This is a genomic window from Arthrobacter sp. StoSoilB19 (assembly GCF_019977275.1).
Classification (GTDB): domain Bacteria; phylum Actinomycetota; class Actinomycetes; order Actinomycetales; family Micrococcaceae; genus Arthrobacter.
The window spans coordinates 2,077,374-2,093,389 of record NZ_AP024650.1 but is presented as its reverse complement, the minus strand read 5'-3'; the positions used below and the strand labels follow the sequence as shown (position 1 = coordinate 2,093,389).

Genomic DNA, 16,016 nt, shown 5'->3' with positions numbered 1-16,016 from the left:
GGCGCCGGCGGTAAGCTCGGAGAATGAGTGCAATCCGCCCCGCAACCCGCCACGACGTGCCCGCCATCCTCCGAATGATCCATGAACTGGCCCATTACGAGAAGGAACCCGACGCCGTCCGGAACACGCCCGAGCGCCTGGAACAGGTGCTCTTCGGCGACAACCCCCGCGTATTCGCGGCCATGGCCGAAAACGCGGCGGGCGAGGTGCAGGGCTTCGCGCTGTGGTTCCTGAACTACTCCACCTGGGAGGGCGTTCACGGGATCTACCTGGAGGACCTTTACGTCAGCCCTGAAGCCCGGGGCGAAGGCCACGGCAAGGCGCTGCTGCAGCACCTTGCGGCGATCGCGGTCGAGAATGGCTACGCACGGGTGGAATGTCGCGTGTTGGACTGGAACGAGCCCTCCATCAACTTTTACCGCCGCCTGGGTGCGCGCCCCATGGACGGCTGGTCCACCTTCAGGCTGACCGGCGAATCACTGGACCGGTTCGGCCGGGCCACGTCCCGCGACTCCCTTCCCGCTTCTGCCCGTGGCTGACGCGCGCCGGGTCCAGGCGACCGCCGTCGGGCATGACGTCAAGGCCCGGCATGAATTCCGTGGCATGCGCACGGTGGAGCACTACTTCACAGTCCCGCTGGACCATTTTGCTTCGGAGGATCATGCCGTGGCCGGCGGCCAGCCTCGCGGCGAAACCATCACGGTTTTCGCCCGGGAGTACGTGTCTGCTGCGCACAGCGAAGAAGCCGCCGCGCGGCTGCCGTGGCTCCTCTTCCTGCAGGGCGGCCCGGGCGGCCGCGGCAACAGGTGGGGTTCCCTGGGTGGCTGGAGCAAAGCCGCGGCGCAGGACTTCCGCATCCTGATGCTTGACCAGCGCGGCACGGGCCTCTCCTCGCCCATTGACCGGAACACCCTGCCCGGCCGCGGAAGCGCGGCGGAGCAGGCGGCCTACCTGGAGCACTTCAGGGCGGACTCGATCGTGGCGGACGCGGAGTTGATCCGCCACGCCCTGGAATCACCGCCCTGGACGATTTACGGCCAGAGCTACGGGGGCTTCTGCGCGCTTACCTACCTGTCCTTCGCACCTGCGGGCCTGCGCGAGGTGCTGGTAACCGGCGGCCTTGCCCCGCTCACCGGTTCCGCGGACGACGTGTACCGGGCCACGTACCAGCGGGTTGCGGCCCGCAATGACGAGTACTTCCGCTGGTATCCCGAGGACAGGAACGTTGTGAAGCGGATTGCCCGCCACCTGCGCTCCACGCCGGAGTTCCTGCCCGACGGCGGCCCCCTCACCGTGGAGCGGTTCCAGATGGCGGGGGCGTTCCTGGGCGGCAACACGCGCGTGGACAGCCTCCACTACCTGCTCGAGGACGCCTTTGTGGACACGGCGGCCGGACCGCGCCTGTCCGACGCGTTCCTGGAGCAGCTCCAAGGCGTCATCTCCCGCCGGTCCAACCCGCTGTACGCGCTGATGCACGAATCCATCTATGGCCAGGGCCAGGCCACCGATTGGTCAGCGTGGCGGATGCTCGGCGAAAACCCCTGGTTCCGGCCGGATGCCGACCCGCTGCTGCTCACCGGGGAGATGGTGTATCCGTGGTACTTCGAGCAGGACCCTGCCCTCCGGCCACTGCGGGAAGTGGCGGAACTGCTGGCCGGCAAACAGGACTGGAAGCCGCTGTACGACGCGCGGGTACTGGCCCGCAATACTGTTCCCGTGGCTGCGGCAGTCTACTCGGACGACATCTACGTGGACCGGGAGCTTTCGCTGCGGACCGCCGCTGCGGTGCGCGGGCTGCAGGTCTGGGAGACGGCGGACTTCCATCACGACGGAATCGCCGACGACGGTGAGCGGATTTTTGCCCGCTTGCTGGGCATGGTGCGGTCAGGCGGCCGCTGACCGGCGGTGTGACAGGCGCGTGGCCACCGCTGCGGCCAGGACGGCCGCCCCGATGGTCCCGCCCAGAAGGTTCAGGCCCAGGTAGCCGGCAACACCCAGGACAAGTCCCGACACCGCGCCGCCCAGAGCCCCCGCGGCCCCCATCAGCATGTCGGAGACACCCTGGACCGCCACCCGGGCTTCCTGCCCCACGCTTTCCGCCAGGAGCGTGGAGCCGGAAATCGTGGCCGCAGACCAGCCCATGCCCAGCAGGACCAGCCCGGTGGCCACCGCGGCGGTTGAGGACTGGCCGAACCCGGCAACGGCCACCGCCGCGATCAGCAGCGTGAAGCCGATCATGATGGTCTCCATCCTGCCCGCCCTGTCGGTCAGCCAGCCCATGACCGGGGAGAGCGCAAACATCCCGGCGATGTGAAGTGAGATGGTGAAGCCTATGATGACCAGCACGTCCCCCTCGGCAACGTGCCCGGCGTGCGGACCGGGTCCCTCCACGAGGTGCTGGAGGTGCAGCGGCGTCATCGACATCACGCCGACCATCACCGCGTGGGCTGCCACGACGCCCGTCACCGCCAGCAGTGCTGTCCGCGATCCACGGATGGCACGAAGCCCCCGGCTGAGCGAACCCGGGGAGGCAGCTGCGGCGGCCGCGGAGACAGTGGGTGGGGCGTCCATGGGAGGGGCTTGCGAGGGGGCGGCGGCAGCGACCCCGGTTCGCGCTGCCGCTGACGGCGGAACGGCTCCACCAGGGCCGGCGGCCGCACGTTGGCGTGCCAGCAGCAAGGGGTCGGGGCGAAGGCCTGCGAACAGGATTACAGTGGCAATGAGGAGCCCGGCCCCGGAAATCACAAAAGGACCAGCAACCGGAGGCAGGCCCAATGCTGCCCCCACGGCTGTGCCCGGCTGGATCAGGTTGGGTCCGGCAACGGCGCCGACAGTCACGGCCCAGACCACGGTGGACAGCGCCCGCCCGCGGTGTTCGGCAGGAGCGAGATCGACGGCGGCAAACCTTGCCTGCAGGCTCGCGGCCGTGCCCACCCCTATGCCTGCCGATCCAAGCAGCAGCAGGACGAAGAGTCCGGAGACAACGGCCAGCACCATCAGCACGGCGCCTGCCAAAGCGGCCGAGAGACCGGCCACCTGCCCGGCCCGGCGTCCGCGCCGTTCCGCCAGCGATGCCAGCGGCAGTGCCGCGGCCGCGGCCCCGAGGGTCATCACCGTGGCAACGGCACCCGCCCAGGCGCTGGAACCGGAGAGTTCCACGGCCAGGATTGAGCCTATGGAGACGGTTGATCCCGTCCCAAGTCCACTGAATACCTGGGCCACGCTCAAGAGCACAACAGTGCGCCGCTGCACGTGGCGCACGTCCTGCTCCATCACAAGTGTGCGGGCCATGTTCAGAGCATAGTCCCGGCGCGGCGCACGCCACAGGGGTTTTTGCCCGCTGCCTCAGGAAGGGTTAAATGCCGGATCCCGGCCGCGCGTGCGGCCGGGATCCGGCGGATTTGAGCGGGCGGGGGCGCCTAGTCGACGTCGCTGTGGCTCCTGCGAACGTCTTCCTCAAGCCGGGGATCCATCTTGGCAGCCTGCGCCTTGGAGCTGACCAGGCTGGCGACCACGGCGATGATGATGGTGCCCACAATGACGGCAAGGGAGACGAACGTGGGAATCTCCGGCGCCCATTCGATGTGGTGTCCACCGTTGATGAAGGGCAGCTCGTTCACGTGCATGGCGTGCAGGACCAGCTTGACGCCGATGAACGCGAGGATGAAGGACAGTGCGTGCTTCAGGTAGATGAGCCGGTTCATCAGGCCACCGAGCAGGAAGTACAGCTGCCGCAGTCCCATGAGGGCGAAAAGGTTGGCCGTGAAGACAATGAAAGGGCTCTGGGTCAGGCCGAAGATGGCGGGAATGGAGTCAACCGCGAACAGCAGGTCCGTGAGGCCGATGGTGATGAAGACGATCACCATGGGGGTGAACACCTTCTTGCCGTTCACCGTGGTCCGCAGCTTGCCCCCGTCGAACTTCTCGGACATGGGGATGACCTTGCGGATCCTGGCAATCAGCGGGTTTTCCCGGTCTTCTTCCTCTTCGCCCTCGTCCTGGGCCTGCTTCCAGGCCGTCCACAGCAGGAATGCGCCAAAGATGTAGAACACCCAGCTGAACTGTTCGATGACGATGGCGCCCAGCATGATGAAGATGCCTCGCAGGACCAGCGCGATGATGATGCCCACCATCAGCACTTCCTGCTGGTACTTCCGGGGCACGGAGAACCTGGCCATGATGATGATGAACACGAACAGGTTGTCGATGCTGAGGCTGTATTCGGTGACCCAGCCGGCCACGAACTGGCTGCCGAACTCGGCACCCGTGAAAGCGAACATGGCACCGGCAAAGGCCAGGGCGAGGCTGACATAGAAGGCTACCCACAGACCGGCTTCCTTCATGGACGGCTCGTGCGGCCGCCGGACCACCAGGAGGAGATCGATCAGGAGAATCAGGCCAAGGACGACAAATGAGCCGACCTCGAACCAAACAGGCAAATCAAGCACAGGGAAGCCTTTCGCAGGGTACACAAAAATGGTGTAAGTCTCTCCGGCCTGCCTGTGCACTTGGTGCTGATGCGGCGGCCCGCTACGCCCGGCAGGGCAACTGTGCCCTGCGTGTTGACGATCGTAGCGCTTGGGATACTCCCCTACGTGCCATTAACTGTACCCCAGGGGGCTGACCGGCGCGCCCCGGGACGCGGGCGCACGTCGCTGGATAACGTTTTCCCCCAAACCGTTGACGGCCGCCGGCACGCTTGCAATAATCACGTCCAGGCGAGAAAGCGGTTTCTCGCTTCGACCCGGCGTCCCGGCGTCATTCCCAGAAAAGCAAGGTTGGTCAATGAAGACTCCTCATCGCACTGGCGTGGTGGCCAAGGCCCTTGCCACCGCCGCCGCGCTGGCCATGCTGGCCAGCGGCTGTTCGTCCTCCCCCTCTTCATCGTCGGGCGACGGCGGAAACGTCACCATCCGCTTCACCTGGTGGGGCAACGACCTGCGGAACAAGCAGACGCAGCAGGTGATCGATGCATTCCAGGCTTCGCATCCCAACATCACCGTCAAGGCTGAGCCCGGGGTGTGGAGCAGTTACTGGGACAAGCTGGCCACCACCACGGCCGCCAACGATTCACCGGACGTGATCCAGATGGACCAGGCGTACATCGCCGAGTACGGCGGCCGGGGCGCGCTGCTGGACCTGTCCAAGCAGGGCAACGTCGACACGTCCAAGATTGACCAGGACGCCCTGAAGTCCGGCCAGGTGAGCGGCAAGCAGTACGGCCTGAGCACCGGGCAGAACGCCAAGGCCGTGATGATCAACACCAAGATGTTCCAGGACTACGGGGTTCCCATCCCGGATGACAAAACCTGGACCTGGGACGACTACGCCCGGACCGCCGCCCAGATCGCGGCGGCTGCGGGCAAGGCCGGCCAGACCAACTACGGCAGCTCCTACTCCCTGACCGACTCCGACCTGAACACCTGGGCCATGCAGCACGGCGAGTCGCTGTACTCGGCGGATGGCGGCCTCGGCTTTGACGAGGGCACGGCAGCGTCCTTCTTCCAGAACGTGTTGAACCTGCGTAACAAGGGCGCCGCCCCACCGGCCAACATTGCCACCGAGGACATCAGCGCCCCCGTGGAACAAACCCTGTTCGCCACCGGCAAGACGGCCATGTCGTGGTGGTGGACCAACCAGGTGAATGCGCTCCAGTCCGCACTGAAGACCGAGGTGAAGATCCTGCGGGCACCCAGCTCCACCGGCAGCGCCAAAGACAACGGCATGTCCTACAAACCGTCCATGTTCTGGTCAGTTTCCTCGCGCAGCAAGCACCCCAAGGAAGCCGCAGAAGTGGTCAACTACATGCTCAACAACCTGGATGCGGCCAAGACCATCCTGACTGAACGCGGCTTCCCCACCAACTCCGAGGTCCAGACGGCGATCGACCCGCTGCTGACCCCTGCGGACAAGGCCGCTGCCGCGTTCCTGAAGGACATCAAGCCGGACCTGAAGAGCGGTCCGCCGGTACCTCCCACCGGTTCCTCCGGCGTCCAGGCGCTTATCCAGCGGTACAGCACTGATGTCCTGTTCGACCGGAAATCCCCTTCGGATGCTGCGAAGGGCCTGATGCAGGAAGCTAAGGGAATGATCGACTCCGCCAGGAAGTAAGGCAACAGCACCACAGCAGAGAAAGCGCGACGGCGGGCACCCGGGGTGGGTGCCCGCCGTTTCCGGTCATGGCTGCGGCTGCCTGGAAAAGCAGCGCCTAGGCGTGGCCGGCCGCCTGCATCTGCCGCAGCTCCTTCTTCAGGTCGCTGACTTCGTCGCGGATGCGGGCCGCCACCTCGAACTGCAGTTCAGCCGCAGCGCCGTGCATCTGTTCCGTCAGCTGCTCGATCAGGCCCACCAGGTCCTCGGCCGGTGCAGCGGCCAGCCCGTCCGCACGCACCTGCGCTGCGCCCTTGGCGCCCGACTTGCTGCGCTTGGCACCCTTGGCCAGCCGGTTGTTGTTCAGCAGTTCCTGGGTGTCGGCGTCCTCGCGGGCCAGCTGGTCCGTGATGTCCGCGATCTTCTTGCGCAGCGGTTGCGGGTCAACGCCGTGTTCCTTGTTGTAGGCCACCTGGATGGCGCGCCGCCGGTTGGTTTCGTCGATGGCGTTGGCCATGGAGTCAGTGATCCGGTCCGCGTACATGTGCACCTGGCCCGACACGTTGCGGGCGGCACGGCCTATGGTCTGGATGAGCGACGTTGAGGAGCGCAGGAAGCCTTCCTTGTCTGCGTCCAGGATACTTACCAGGGAGACCTCCGGCAGGTCCAGTCCTTCACGGAGCAGGTTGATGCCCACCAGGACGTCGAAGCTGCCGAGGCGCAGCTCCCGCAGGAGTTCAACGCGCCGCAGCGTGTCAACGTCGGAGTGGAGGTACTCCACCCTGATGCCGTGCCCCAGGAGGTAGTCCGTCAGGTCTTCGGCCATGCGCTTGGTAAGCGTAGTGACCAGGACCCGCTCATCCTTCTCCACCCGGGTGCGGATCTCGCCCAGCAGGTCATCGATCTGGCCCTTGGTTGGTTTGACGATCACTTCGGGGTCGATCAGCCCGGTGGGGCGGATGATCTGCTGGACGAAGCCGTCGGCCTTGCCAAGTTCGTACTTGCCGGGGGTGGCGGAAAGGTAGACGGTCTGGCCGATCCGTTCCAGGAACTCATCCCACTTGAGGGGCCGGTTGTCCATGGCGGAGGGCAGCCGGAAGCCGTGGTCCACCAGGGTCCGCTTCCGGGACATGTCGCCTTCGTACATGGCACCGATCTGCGGGATGGTCACGTGGGATTCATCCACCACCAGCAGGAAGTCGTCCGGGAAGTAGTCCAGCAGGCAGTGCGGCGCAGATCCGCCGGGGCGGCCGTCGATGTGCCGCGAGTAGTTCTCGATGCCGTTGCAGAAGCCCATCTGCTGCATCATTTCGAGGTCGTAGGTGGTCCGCATGCGGAGGCGCTGTGCCTCCACCAGCTTGTTCTGGCCCTCCAGGACCGCCAGCCGCTCCGCGAGCTCGGCCTCGATGGTCTTGATGGCGCGGCTCATCCGCTCCGGCCCGGCCACGTAGTGCGACGCGGGGAAGACGTACATCTCCGTCTCCTCCCGGATGACATCGCCCGTCACCGGATGGAGGGTGTAGATGTTTTCCACTTCATCCCCGAAGAACTCGATCCGCAGCGCCAGTTCCTCGTACATGGGGATGATCTCGACCGTGTCGCCCCGTACCCGGAACGTGCCGCGGTGGAAGTCCATGTCGTTCCGGGCATACTGCATGGACACGAACTTGCGCAGCAGGGCATCCCGGTTCATCTCCTGGCCCCTGCGCAGCGTGACCATCCCTGCGATGTATTCCTCCGGTGTTCCCAGACCGTAGATGCAGGACACGGTGGCCACCACGATGACGTCACGGCGGGTCAGGAGGGCATTGGTGGCGGAGTGGCGCAGCCGTTCGACTTCCTCATTGATGGAGGAGTCCTTTTCGATGAACGTGTCCGTCTGCGGGACGTAGGCTTCGGGCTGGTAGTAGTCGTAATAGGAAACGAAGTATTCCACCGCGTTATTGGGCAGGAGTTCGCGGAACTCGTTGGCCAGCTGGGCGGCGAGGGTCTTGTTCTGCACCATTACCAGGGTGGGGCGCTGCACCTGTTCGATGAGCCAGGCAGTGGTGGCGCTCTTACCGGTACCCGTGGCACCGAGCAGCACCACGTCCTTCTCGCCGTTGTTGATCCGCTCCGTCAGCTCCGCGATGGCCGCCGGCTGGTCGCCCGCGGGCTTGAATTCGCTGATGACCTCAAAGGGCGCTACAACACGGTTGATCTCCTGCGCAAGGCTCATGGATCTAATCTACAACCGGGCACCGACACTGGGCGGTCCCGTCCGTTACAGGCGAACAGCCGCCCGTCCAAGGACCTGCCTCAGGACGCGTACGACGGCGGCACCCACCCTGTTGCCTCGGCCCAGGCGGACATGCGCGGCCAGGCAACGTCGGTGAACCAGGGCTCCTTGGCGTCCGCGTAGGCCCTGGTGGTGGCGGAGTCCGCGAAGCGTCCTGCCAGGTCCGCCTTGTGCGCTTCGTAAAGCCGGACCGCGGAGGGGTCAGTCCGCAGCCAGTCGCGGAACATCAGCGCGTAACGCCACCCGGCCGAGCCGGCGGCCCGGACATGGACGTTCACGGCCCGGCACGGGTCCGCGTTGGCGTGGAACCGCTTCTGCCATTCGGCATGATCAGGGGCGTTGGGCTTCGGGGTGTCCGATTCGGCTCCCCGTACTGCCGGGAAGCCGGCAGCCGCCAGGAGCGGCGCGATCCTGTCCGCGGTTTCCAGGTCCGGCACCGCCACTTGCAGGTCGATGACGTCCTTGGCGGCCAGGCCGGGAACGGAGGTGGAGCCGATGTGGTCCACGGCCAGGATGAGGCCGGGCGCAGCCGCTTCCAGCCGGGCCGCGATCCGGGCCGCCTGCCGTGCCCATTCCTTCCGGTGCGGCTCCAGCACCGGTCCCCCCTTCCGCGGTGCGCGGGTCCCGGCCGCCAGGTTGCGCGCAAACGGCACCAGCCGCCGGTCCCAGAGCCTGTCTACCTGCTCAAGCAGGTGCAAGATGGTGCCGGAGTTGTCCAGGACGACGTCGGCAGCGGCCAGCCGTGCCTCCCGGGTGGCCTGGGCGGCCATCCGCGCGCGCGCCGCTTCGGCGGTCATGCCGCGCTGCTCCTGCATGCGTTGCATCCGCACCTCGTCCGGGGCGTCCACCACCAGCACCAGGTGGAAGGCGGCCCCCTGCCCCGTCTCCACCAGAAGGGGGATGTCCTGGACCACAATGGCGTCTTCCTGCGCCGCTGCCGTGATGGCGGCGGCGCGGGCGCGTACCAGGGGGTGGACGATGGCGTTCAGCGCAGCCAGACGCTCCTGGTTGCCGAACACCGCCCCGCCGAGCCGTGCGCGGTCCAGCCGCCCGGCGCCGTCGAGCATGTCCGCGCCGAACTCCCCCACAATCCGCTCGAGGCCCTCGGTGCCGGGCTCAACCACCTCCCGTGCCAGCGCATCTGCGTCCACCAGCACGGCGCCACGTTCCTTCAGCCGCGCGGCCACCACCGATTTCCCTGAAGCGATCCCGCCCGTCAGCCCGATTTTCAGCACCCCGCCAGCCTACTAGTCCCCGGCCGCAGGTCCGCCGCCTGGAAGCAGGGAGGTGAGGCCGCCGGCGGGTGGGCCTAGACTGGGGCGGATGCAAGAGCAAGACAGCCGGTCAGGCACCTACACCACGCTGGCGGCCGGCCGGGACTTCCGGCACGAACTCGAGATCAAGCGCTCCCGGTTCATCACGGTCCTGCGGAGGGCCGGCACGGAGGCTGCGGCCCGTGACCTGGTGGCGGACCTCCGCCGGGAATTCCACGACGCGCGCCACCATTGCTCGGCGTTTGTCCTTGGGCCGGACCGCACCATCCAGCGCTCCAGCGACGACGGCGAACCTGCCGGGACTGCAGGCATCCCCATGCTCGAAGCCCTGCTGAAGAGGGAGACCGCACCCGGGGTGACCGACCTCAGTGACACCAGTGCCGTCGTCGTGCGTTATTTCGGCGGCGTCCTGCTCGGCGCCGGTGGGCTGGTCCGGGCCTACTCCGAGTCGGTTTCGGCAGCCCTGGACCTGGCGCCCCTGGTCCGCCGCAGCAGGCTGCGGATCTGTTCCACGGCGGTACCGCACGCCGCCGCAGGGCGGCTGGAGAACGACCTGCGTGCCACCGGCGCCGTCATGGCGGAGACCAGCTACCAGGACCGGCACACGGTGCTGCGGATTGCCGTGCCGGACCACGCAGCCGCCATAGCTGCCGCAACTGACCGCGTCCTGCAGCTGACTGCAGGGTCTGCCACGCTCACGCCCGGTGAAACGGAATGGGTGGATGAAGCCATCACCTGAAGTGACCCTGGTGGACGTCGATGAAGCCGTAGCGGACCAGCTGCTCCAGCTGGCCAAGCGCGACGCCTCCCCGGATGAAGTCGCTCCCCCACTGGGCGGCCCCGGCTGGAACCTGGAGCGCACTGCCTGGTTCTACAGCTACCATCACGCTGCGGCCGCCGGGTTGGGAGGCCCCGCAGCGGAAAAGTCCTGGGCCGTCTTCAGCGGCAGCCGGATTGCCGGCTCCGTGCGCCTCAAACGGAACGCTGGTGCCGACGTGCCTTCCGCGGAAACCGGGATCTGGCTTGGCCGGAGCTTCCGTTCGCGCGGGATCGGCACCGCCGCCCTGGACCTGGTCCTGGCGGAGGCCCGCCGGGCCGGCCTGAGGCGCGTCACCGCGCGTACCCTGGCTGGGAACCACCGCGCCCAGCGGCTGCTCGCGGCAGCCGGGGCGGCACTGACCTCTGACGGCGAAGGGACGGTCCTCGCCGTCGTCGACCTGTAGGCCCGGCTGACCGCAACGCCCCGTGCGTTGTCGGGCAGCTGCCAGCCAGCTGTCGCGTTAAAGCACAACGGGCCCCCGCTTTGAACTGGTCCCCGAAAGTTGGACTCGCAAATGCGATGTATCCACTTTAGCGGCCAGCTATCGGCTGTTCGCAGAAGTCCCCGTCCCAAGTGGGACGGGGACTTCTGCGTGTTTGTACCACCTGCCAAGCGAAGGGGTACGAGAGCTGCACCTGGGTTTAGCCCGTTCATTGACCTTCATGCCGTATTCGTGGATCGTTTGGTCCATGAGCCGGGGGACGCGAATCGCTTTGTCTTTGATGGTTTCCGTGTTGGTGCTGGCGGGCATTTTTGCCGGCGTCCGGCTATGGAACGTCCATCAACAGACATCGGACTGGGTCCTGTCGCCCAAGGAAGTTCCGTCCAGAGTGCAGTTTGCCGACCGCGAATATAACTGTGGTCCCAACCCACAGCCCGCCGAACACGATGTATCCGCCCTAACCTCTCAAGGCAGGACAGCCGGAGGGGGCGAGATATTTGCTCAGGAGCCTTCTGCCGAAGCCAGAGTTTTTATCGTCGTGCAGACAGGCAAGGGCGCGTTTGGCTGCGGTCTAATGGGGGGACCCTAGTCCAGCTGTGCTTCTAATTGGGACCTAAGCCGCAAGCATCTGAGCACGGTACTGTACCGGGCTCAAGCCCTTGAGCTTGGTGGAAATTCTTTCGGTGTTGTACCAGCTGATGTATGCGTGCAGCGCTGATGCGAGTGCGTCGGTGTTGAGGAACCGGACGCGGTGGAAGAGCTCTTCCTTCAGGTGTCCGAAGAAGTTCTCCATGACGGCGTTGTCGTAGCAGTTGGCTTTGCGTGACATCGATTGGACGGCGCCGGCGTTCTCCAGGAGTGTGCGCCAGGAGTTGTGCTGATACTGGAACCCTTGGTCTGAGTGGACGAGGGGTTTCTGCCCGTTCTCCAGCGTGGCCAAGGCGCCGCGCAATGAGGAGTTGGTCAGTTCCAGGTTGGGCGAGGTCCCAATGGCGTAGGAGATGATCTGCCGGTCGAACAGGTCCATGATCGGTGAGAGGTAGAGCTTCCTGTCGCCGACGCTGAACTCGGTCACATCGGTCACCCACTTCTGGTTTGGGGCGTCCGCGTCGAACTGGCGTTTCAGCAGGTTCGGGGCCACGATGCCTTGCTCGCCCTGGTAGGAGTTGTATCGCTTCCTGCTTCGGACCTTGCAGACCAGCCGGAGGGAACGCATCAGCTTCAGAACCGTCTTCTTAGCGACCGTCCATCCTTGCTTCAACAGTTCAATATGGATCCGGCGATGCCCGTACCGGCCGTGGTTCTTCGTAAAAATGTCAGTGACAGCGGCCTTCAGGGACGCCCGTGGATCGGGGCCATTGAGTTTGGCTTGGTGGTAGAAGAACGTGGACCGGGCTAACCCGGCCACGTCCAGCAGAACCTCTAATCGGTGCTCAGCCTTGAGAGCGATGACAGCGCGAACCTTTAGCGCTGCTCCCTGCCCCTCAAGGCGTTTACTTTTCCCAGGAAAGCAACCTCTGCACGCAGGCGTTCGTTCTCACGTCGCAGCCGCTGCAGCTCCGGTTCCTGCTGCGGCGGGGTATCTGGGTTCTTCCTTGGGCGGCCTTTAGGTTTCGGACGGAGGCCTTCCTCGCCCTGAGCCCGGTACTGCATTGCCCACACGGCTATCAGGTGTGGCGAGGATAGTTCGAGCTCTTTGGCCAGTGCGACCCTGGTCTCGCCGGAGATATATCGCTGCACGGCGTTGAGCTTGAGCTCGAATGAATACACGCGGTTGCCTGGTTTGGTCACAAGAGCAGTATCCCCACGAACGCGCCATCTGTCGTGTAACCGGAGGATCGGCTTCCGACGCACCCCGAGCCTGGTTGCTACAGCTCTGGAGCCCCACCCGATCTCAAACAGCGCCACCGCGGCCTCGCGCTGTTCCTCGGACAACGAACTTCTTCCATGCATAAAACTGCTCCCCGAAAGTCAGAACTGATTTTTCAGTCCAACTTTCGGGGAGCAGTTCACTTTCGCGGGGGCCCCTTGCGTCAGCCCGGAATCCGGGCCGGCGGCAATTAGTTGCCGGTCAGCTTCTCGCGCAGGGCAGCAAGTGCCTCGTCCGAAGCCAGGGTGCCGGCACCGGTGTCGGTGGCAGCAGGCTCGGAGGAGTAGCTGGTGGCGCCGGAATCGCCGTCACCGGACGTTGCGGCAGCAGCGTCGTCAGCAGCGTGCTGGGCAACCTGCTTCTTGTGGGCTTCCCAACGGGCCTGGGCGTCAGCGTACTGCTGCTCCCAAGCGGCGCGCTGGGTCTCGTAGCCTTCGAGCCATTCGTTGGACTCGGGGTCGAAGCCCTCGGGGTACTTGTAGTTGCCCTCTTCGTCGTACTCTGCGGCCATGCCGTACAGAGCCGGATCGAATTCGGTGCTGTCGGCGTCGACGCCCTCGTTGGCCTGCTTGAGGGACAGCGAGATGCGGCGGCGTTCCAGGTCGATGTCGATGACCTTGACGAACAGTTCGTCGCCAACGGAGACAACCTGCTCGGCCAGCTCCACGTGGCGCACGGCCAGCTCGGAGATGTGGACCAGGCCTTCGATGCCGTCTTCGACGCGGACGAACGCACCGAACGGAACCAGCTTGGTGACCTTACCCGGGACAACCTGGCCCAGGGCGTGGGTGCGGGCGAAGGTCTGCCACGGGTCTTCCTGCGTAGCCTTGAGCGACAGGGAGACGCGCTCGCGGTCCAGGTCGACCTCGAGGACCTCGACGGTGACTTCCTGGCCTACCTCGACAACCTCGGACGGGTGGTCGATGTGCTTCCAGGACAGCTCGGAAACGTGGACCAGGCCGTCTACGCCGCCCAGGTCCACGAAGGCACCGAAGTTGACGATGGAGGAAACAACGCCGGGACGGACCTGGCCCTTTTCCAGCTTGTTGAGGAAGGTGGAGCGGACCTCGGACTGGGTCTGCTCCAGCCATGCACGGCGGGACAGGACCACGTTGTTGCGGTTCTTGTCCAGCTCGATGATCTTGGCTTCGATCTGCTGGCCGATGTACGGAGCCAGGTCGCGCACGCGGCGCATCTCGACGAGGGATGCGGGCAGGAAGCCGCGCAGGCCGATGTCGAGGATAAGACCACCCTTGACAACCTCGATGACGGTACCGGTGACGACACCGTCTTCTTCCTTGACCTTCTCGATGTCGCCCCAGGCACGCTCGTACTGAGCGCGCTTCTTGGAGAGGATCAGGCGGCCTTCTTTGTCTTCCTTGGTGAGCACCAGGGCTTCGACCTGATCGCCAACGGAGACGACGTCTCCGGGGTCAACGTCGTGCTTGATGGAAAGCTCGCGGGAGGGGATGACACCTTCGGTCTTGTAACCGATGTCGAGCAGAACTTCGTCGCGGTCGACCTTGACGACGGTACCTTCGACGAGGTCTCCGTCGTTGAAGTACTTGATGGTCGCGTCGACTGCTGCGAGGAAGTCCTCAGCGGTACCGATGTCGTTAATGGCGACTACGGGGGTACCGGGCTTCTCGGTGGAGGTGATGGTCATGTAGTAGGGGCTCCGTTGTGGATAGTTAGTCGGTCAGGCAAACCGGCGCGCCCGCGTTATGGAACGCAGGCGCGATTCGCGGTGAATCCGACGGATCCTCCGGGTCATCCTGATTTTGTGGATTGCTTTCAATGCGCCCCGCGAGGGGACGCAAGTGCGTACACGTGGTACACGCCCGTTTATTCTAGTCGCTGCCCGCAATTCGGGTCAAAGCGGGCAGGCGCAGTACGCCGGTGGCGCGTTCACCCAGGACCGGACCCCATGCAGTCAACCGACCTCAGAAGTGGGTGAGGCAGTGCGTCGCCCGTTCGACGGCGAACATCTGCATGGCCGTCAACGCCGAACCTGCCGTGTGCTCCCGGATTTTGCCGGCTGCCGCCAGCGTAACCGGACTGACCCCGCCGACGTAGATGGACGACAGGGCGGACACATCGAGGGTCAGGTCCGCCTCCGCGGATTCCGGCAGGCGCTCGACGGCGGCCTGGCCGCCGTCGGACGAAAGGGCGTAGGTTCCAGCCGTGAGGCCGAGCGGGTCCAGGACTTTCAGCGCCAGGCGGCCTGCTGTTGGGTACTGCCGCCCGGAGAGTGCCTTGGGGACATCGAGGATGCGCAGCCAGAGCATGTCCCGGCTGTCCGAGGAGTCGATGCAGCGGGGATCGTCCAGGGCCCAGGCCAGGGGGTCGTCCAACGGGGCTTCCATCCAGGACACGCGGTCCACCAAATCGATGGCACCAAGGAACTGCCAGAGTTCCAGGTAGGCATCGTTGCTGCCGGCCAGCAGGTCCACTACTTCCACGGTGTAGGGCTCGGTGTCCCAGCCGAGGAACTTGTAGGAAACGTAGCCGTCAATGTCGCCGCCCGGGCCGTAGTGGAGCGCCACCTTGATGGCGGGGTCCTCCTTGCCGTCGCGGCCGAGCTCGCCCGACGCAAGCAGCCGATACCAGTCCTGCCGGCCTACGGACCCCGGAGTCAGCCGGTGCACCTGGTCGAAGACTTCAGGAGCCAGCTGCAGCAGGGCCTTGGGGTCGGCGACCTCCACGGTGCCGGTGGCCTGGTGCCGCAGGCTGAACCGCGCAGTGGTGTCCACCTTGGCAGTGCGTTCAAAGCTGGCCACGCCGTAGCCGAACCGGCCATAGATGGTTCCCTCTGATGCGGTCAGCGCCGCCACCGCCACCCCGTCGTCCTTCGCGAGCTGCAGGTCCTCGCTCATCATCCGCCGCAACAGCCCCCGCCGCCGGTGCGAGGTGCGGACGGTAACGGCGGTGACCAGGTGGGCTTCCACCAGGCGCCCGAAGCCTACGTTGAGGGTATTGCGCATGGTGCCGAAGGTGGCCACCGGCACGTCCGCGGGCAGCGACGAGGGCGCCACCGGGCCCGTTTGGTAGGCGCCGGTGAGGACGCGCCGGTCTGCCTCATACGTTTCGAGCGTCTTCGCGACGTGTTCCGGGGTGCGGGTGGATTCGTGGAAGCCGAAGGATACGGCGCGGCTCCAGGTTTCCGCCTGGGCGTAACCGTCTTTGCCCCTGGATACAGCACCAAAGCGCCGGATTTCGTAGTTTCCACTCAGATCAGCCAC

13 protein-coding genes are annotated in these 16,016 nt (G+C 65.5%); 5 read left to right on the top strand and 8 right to left on the bottom strand.

All coding sequences use genetic code 11. From position 1 onward, the window contains the following. Window positions 1-23: 23 nt before the first annotated feature. On the top strand, window positions 24-539 hold the full coding sequence (locus tag LDO86_RS09565; protein WP_224084455.1) for a GNAT family N-acetyltransferase: 516 nt from the start codon (window positions 24-26) through the stop codon (window positions 537-539). A 64-nt stretch (window positions 540-603) separates the two neighbouring features. Continuing rightward, window positions 604-1,899, top strand: coding sequence for an alpha/beta fold hydrolase (locus LDO86_RS09560; protein WP_081620265.1), 1,296 nt, complete (start codon window positions 604-606; stop codon window positions 1,897-1,899). Here the strand turns inward: LDO86_RS09560 and LDO86_RS09555 are convergent. Continuing rightward, window positions 1,885-3,291 (bottom strand): MFS transporter, encoded by a 1,407-nt coding sequence (locus LDO86_RS09555; protein WP_018771994.1) that lies wholly within the window; start codon window positions 3,289-3,291, stop codon window positions 1,885-1,887. The two genes, LDO86_RS09560 and LDO86_RS09555, sit on opposite strands and share 15 nt — an antisense overlap. 128 nt (window positions 3,292-3,419) lie before the next feature. After that, complete coding sequence (locus tag LDO86_RS09550) at window positions 3,420-4,448, bottom strand: TerC family protein (RefSeq protein ID WP_018771995.1); 1,029 nt, start codon at window positions 4,446-4,448, stop codon at window positions 3,420-3,422. Between the two features lie 337 nt (window positions 4,449-4,785). Between LDO86_RS09550 and LDO86_RS09545 the strand changes: the two genes are divergently transcribed. Beyond that, entirely contained in the window at window positions 4,786-6,111 is a 1,326-nt protein-coding gene (locus tag LDO86_RS09545; protein WP_026266194.1) for an extracellular solute-binding protein, read from the top strand. A 97-nt stretch (window positions 6,112-6,208) separates the two neighbouring features. Here LDO86_RS09545 and uvrB read toward each other — a convergent pair whose 3' ends face one another. Both uvrB and coaE read right to left on the bottom strand, forming a co-directional pair. Continuing rightward, entirely contained in the window at window positions 6,209-8,308 is a 2,100-nt protein-coding gene (uvrB, locus tag LDO86_RS09540) for an excinuclease ABC subunit UvrB (protein ID WP_018771997.1), read from the bottom strand. 80 nt (window positions 8,309-8,388) lie between these two features. Beyond that, entirely contained in the window at window positions 8,389-9,603 is a 1,215-nt protein-coding gene (gene coaE / locus LDO86_RS09535) for a dephospho-CoA kinase (protein ID WP_018771998.1), read from the bottom strand. Window positions 9,604-9,691: 88 nt separating this feature from the next. Here coaE and LDO86_RS09530 point away from each other — a divergent pair, with 88 nt between their 5' ends. Continuing rightward, complete coding sequence (locus LDO86_RS09530; protein WP_018771999.1) at window positions 9,692-10,381, top strand: YigZ family protein; 690 nt, start codon at window positions 9,692-9,694, stop codon at window positions 10,379-10,381. After that, window positions 10,365-10,865: a GNAT family N-acetyltransferase gene (locus LDO86_RS09525; protein WP_018772000.1), complete on the top strand. Its 501-nt coding sequence runs from the start codon at window positions 10,365-10,367 to the stop codon at window positions 10,863-10,865. The genes LDO86_RS09530 and LDO86_RS09525 overlap by 17 nt, the downstream gene beginning before the upstream one ends. Window positions 10,866-11,517: 652 nt before the next feature. On the opposite strand, the gene LDO86_RS09520 is transcribed toward LDO86_RS09525, so the two are convergent. The 4 genes from LDO86_RS09520 to LDO86_RS09505 all read right to left on the bottom strand — a co-directional run bounded on the left by LDO86_RS09520 (window position 11,518) and on the right by LDO86_RS09505 (window position 16,007). Further along, window positions 11,518-12,318 carry an IS3 family transposase gene (locus tag LDO86_RS09520; protein ID WP_263422048.1) on the bottom strand — a complete coding sequence of 267 codons (801 nt, stop codon included), beginning with the start codon at window positions 12,316-12,318 and terminating at the stop codon, window positions 11,518-11,520. A gap of 50 nt (window positions 12,319-12,368) precedes the next feature. Continuing rightward, window positions 12,369-12,695, bottom strand: coding sequence for a helix-turn-helix domain-containing protein (locus LDO86_RS09515; protein WP_224084454.1), 327 nt, complete (start codon window positions 12,693-12,695; stop codon window positions 12,369-12,371). A gap of 269 nt (window positions 12,696-12,964) precedes the next feature. Further along, window positions 12,965-14,440, bottom strand: a complete 1,476-nt coding sequence (gene rpsA, locus LDO86_RS09510) for a 30S ribosomal protein S1 (protein WP_018770974.1) — start codon at window positions 14,438-14,440, stop codon at window positions 12,965-12,967. Window positions 14,441-14,717: 277 nt separating this feature from the next. After that, on the bottom strand, window positions 14,718-16,007 hold the full coding sequence (locus tag LDO86_RS09505; RefSeq protein WP_026266021.1) for a GNAT family N-acetyltransferase: 1,290 nt from the start codon (window positions 16,005-16,007) through the stop codon (window positions 14,718-14,720). Between the last annotated feature and the right edge of the window lie 9 nt (window positions 16,008-16,016).

Coding starts and splice junctions, on each gene's coding strand:
- LDO86_RS09530 (WP_018771999.1), top strand. CDS start 9,692: ATGCAAGAGCAAGACAGCCGGTCAGGCACCTACACCACGCTGGCGGCC.
- LDO86_RS09525 (WP_018772000.1), top strand. CDS start 10,365: ATGAAGCCATCACCTGAAGTGACCCTGGTGGACGTCGATGAAGCCGTA.
- LDO86_RS09565 (WP_224084455.1), top strand. CDS start 24: ATGAGTGCAATCCGCCCCGCAACCCGCCACGACGTGCCCGCCATCCTC.
- LDO86_RS09555 (WP_018771994.1), bottom strand. CDS start 3,291: ATGGCCCGCACACTTGTGATGGAGCAGGACGTGCGCCACGTGCAGCGG.
- LDO86_RS09560 (WP_081620265.1), top strand. CDS start 604: ATGCGCACGGTGGAGCACTACTTCACAGTCCCGCTGGACCATTTTGCT.
- rpsA (WP_018770974.1), bottom strand. CDS start 14,440: ATGACCATCACCTCCACCGAGAAGCCCGGTACCCCCGTAGTCGCCATT.
- LDO86_RS09545 (WP_026266194.1), top strand. CDS start 4,786: ATGAAGACTCCTCATCGCACTGGCGTGGTGGCCAAGGCCCTTGCCACC.
- uvrB (WP_018771997.1), bottom strand. CDS start 8,308: ATGAGCCTTGCGCAGGAGATCAACCGTGTTGTAGCGCCCTTTGAGGTC.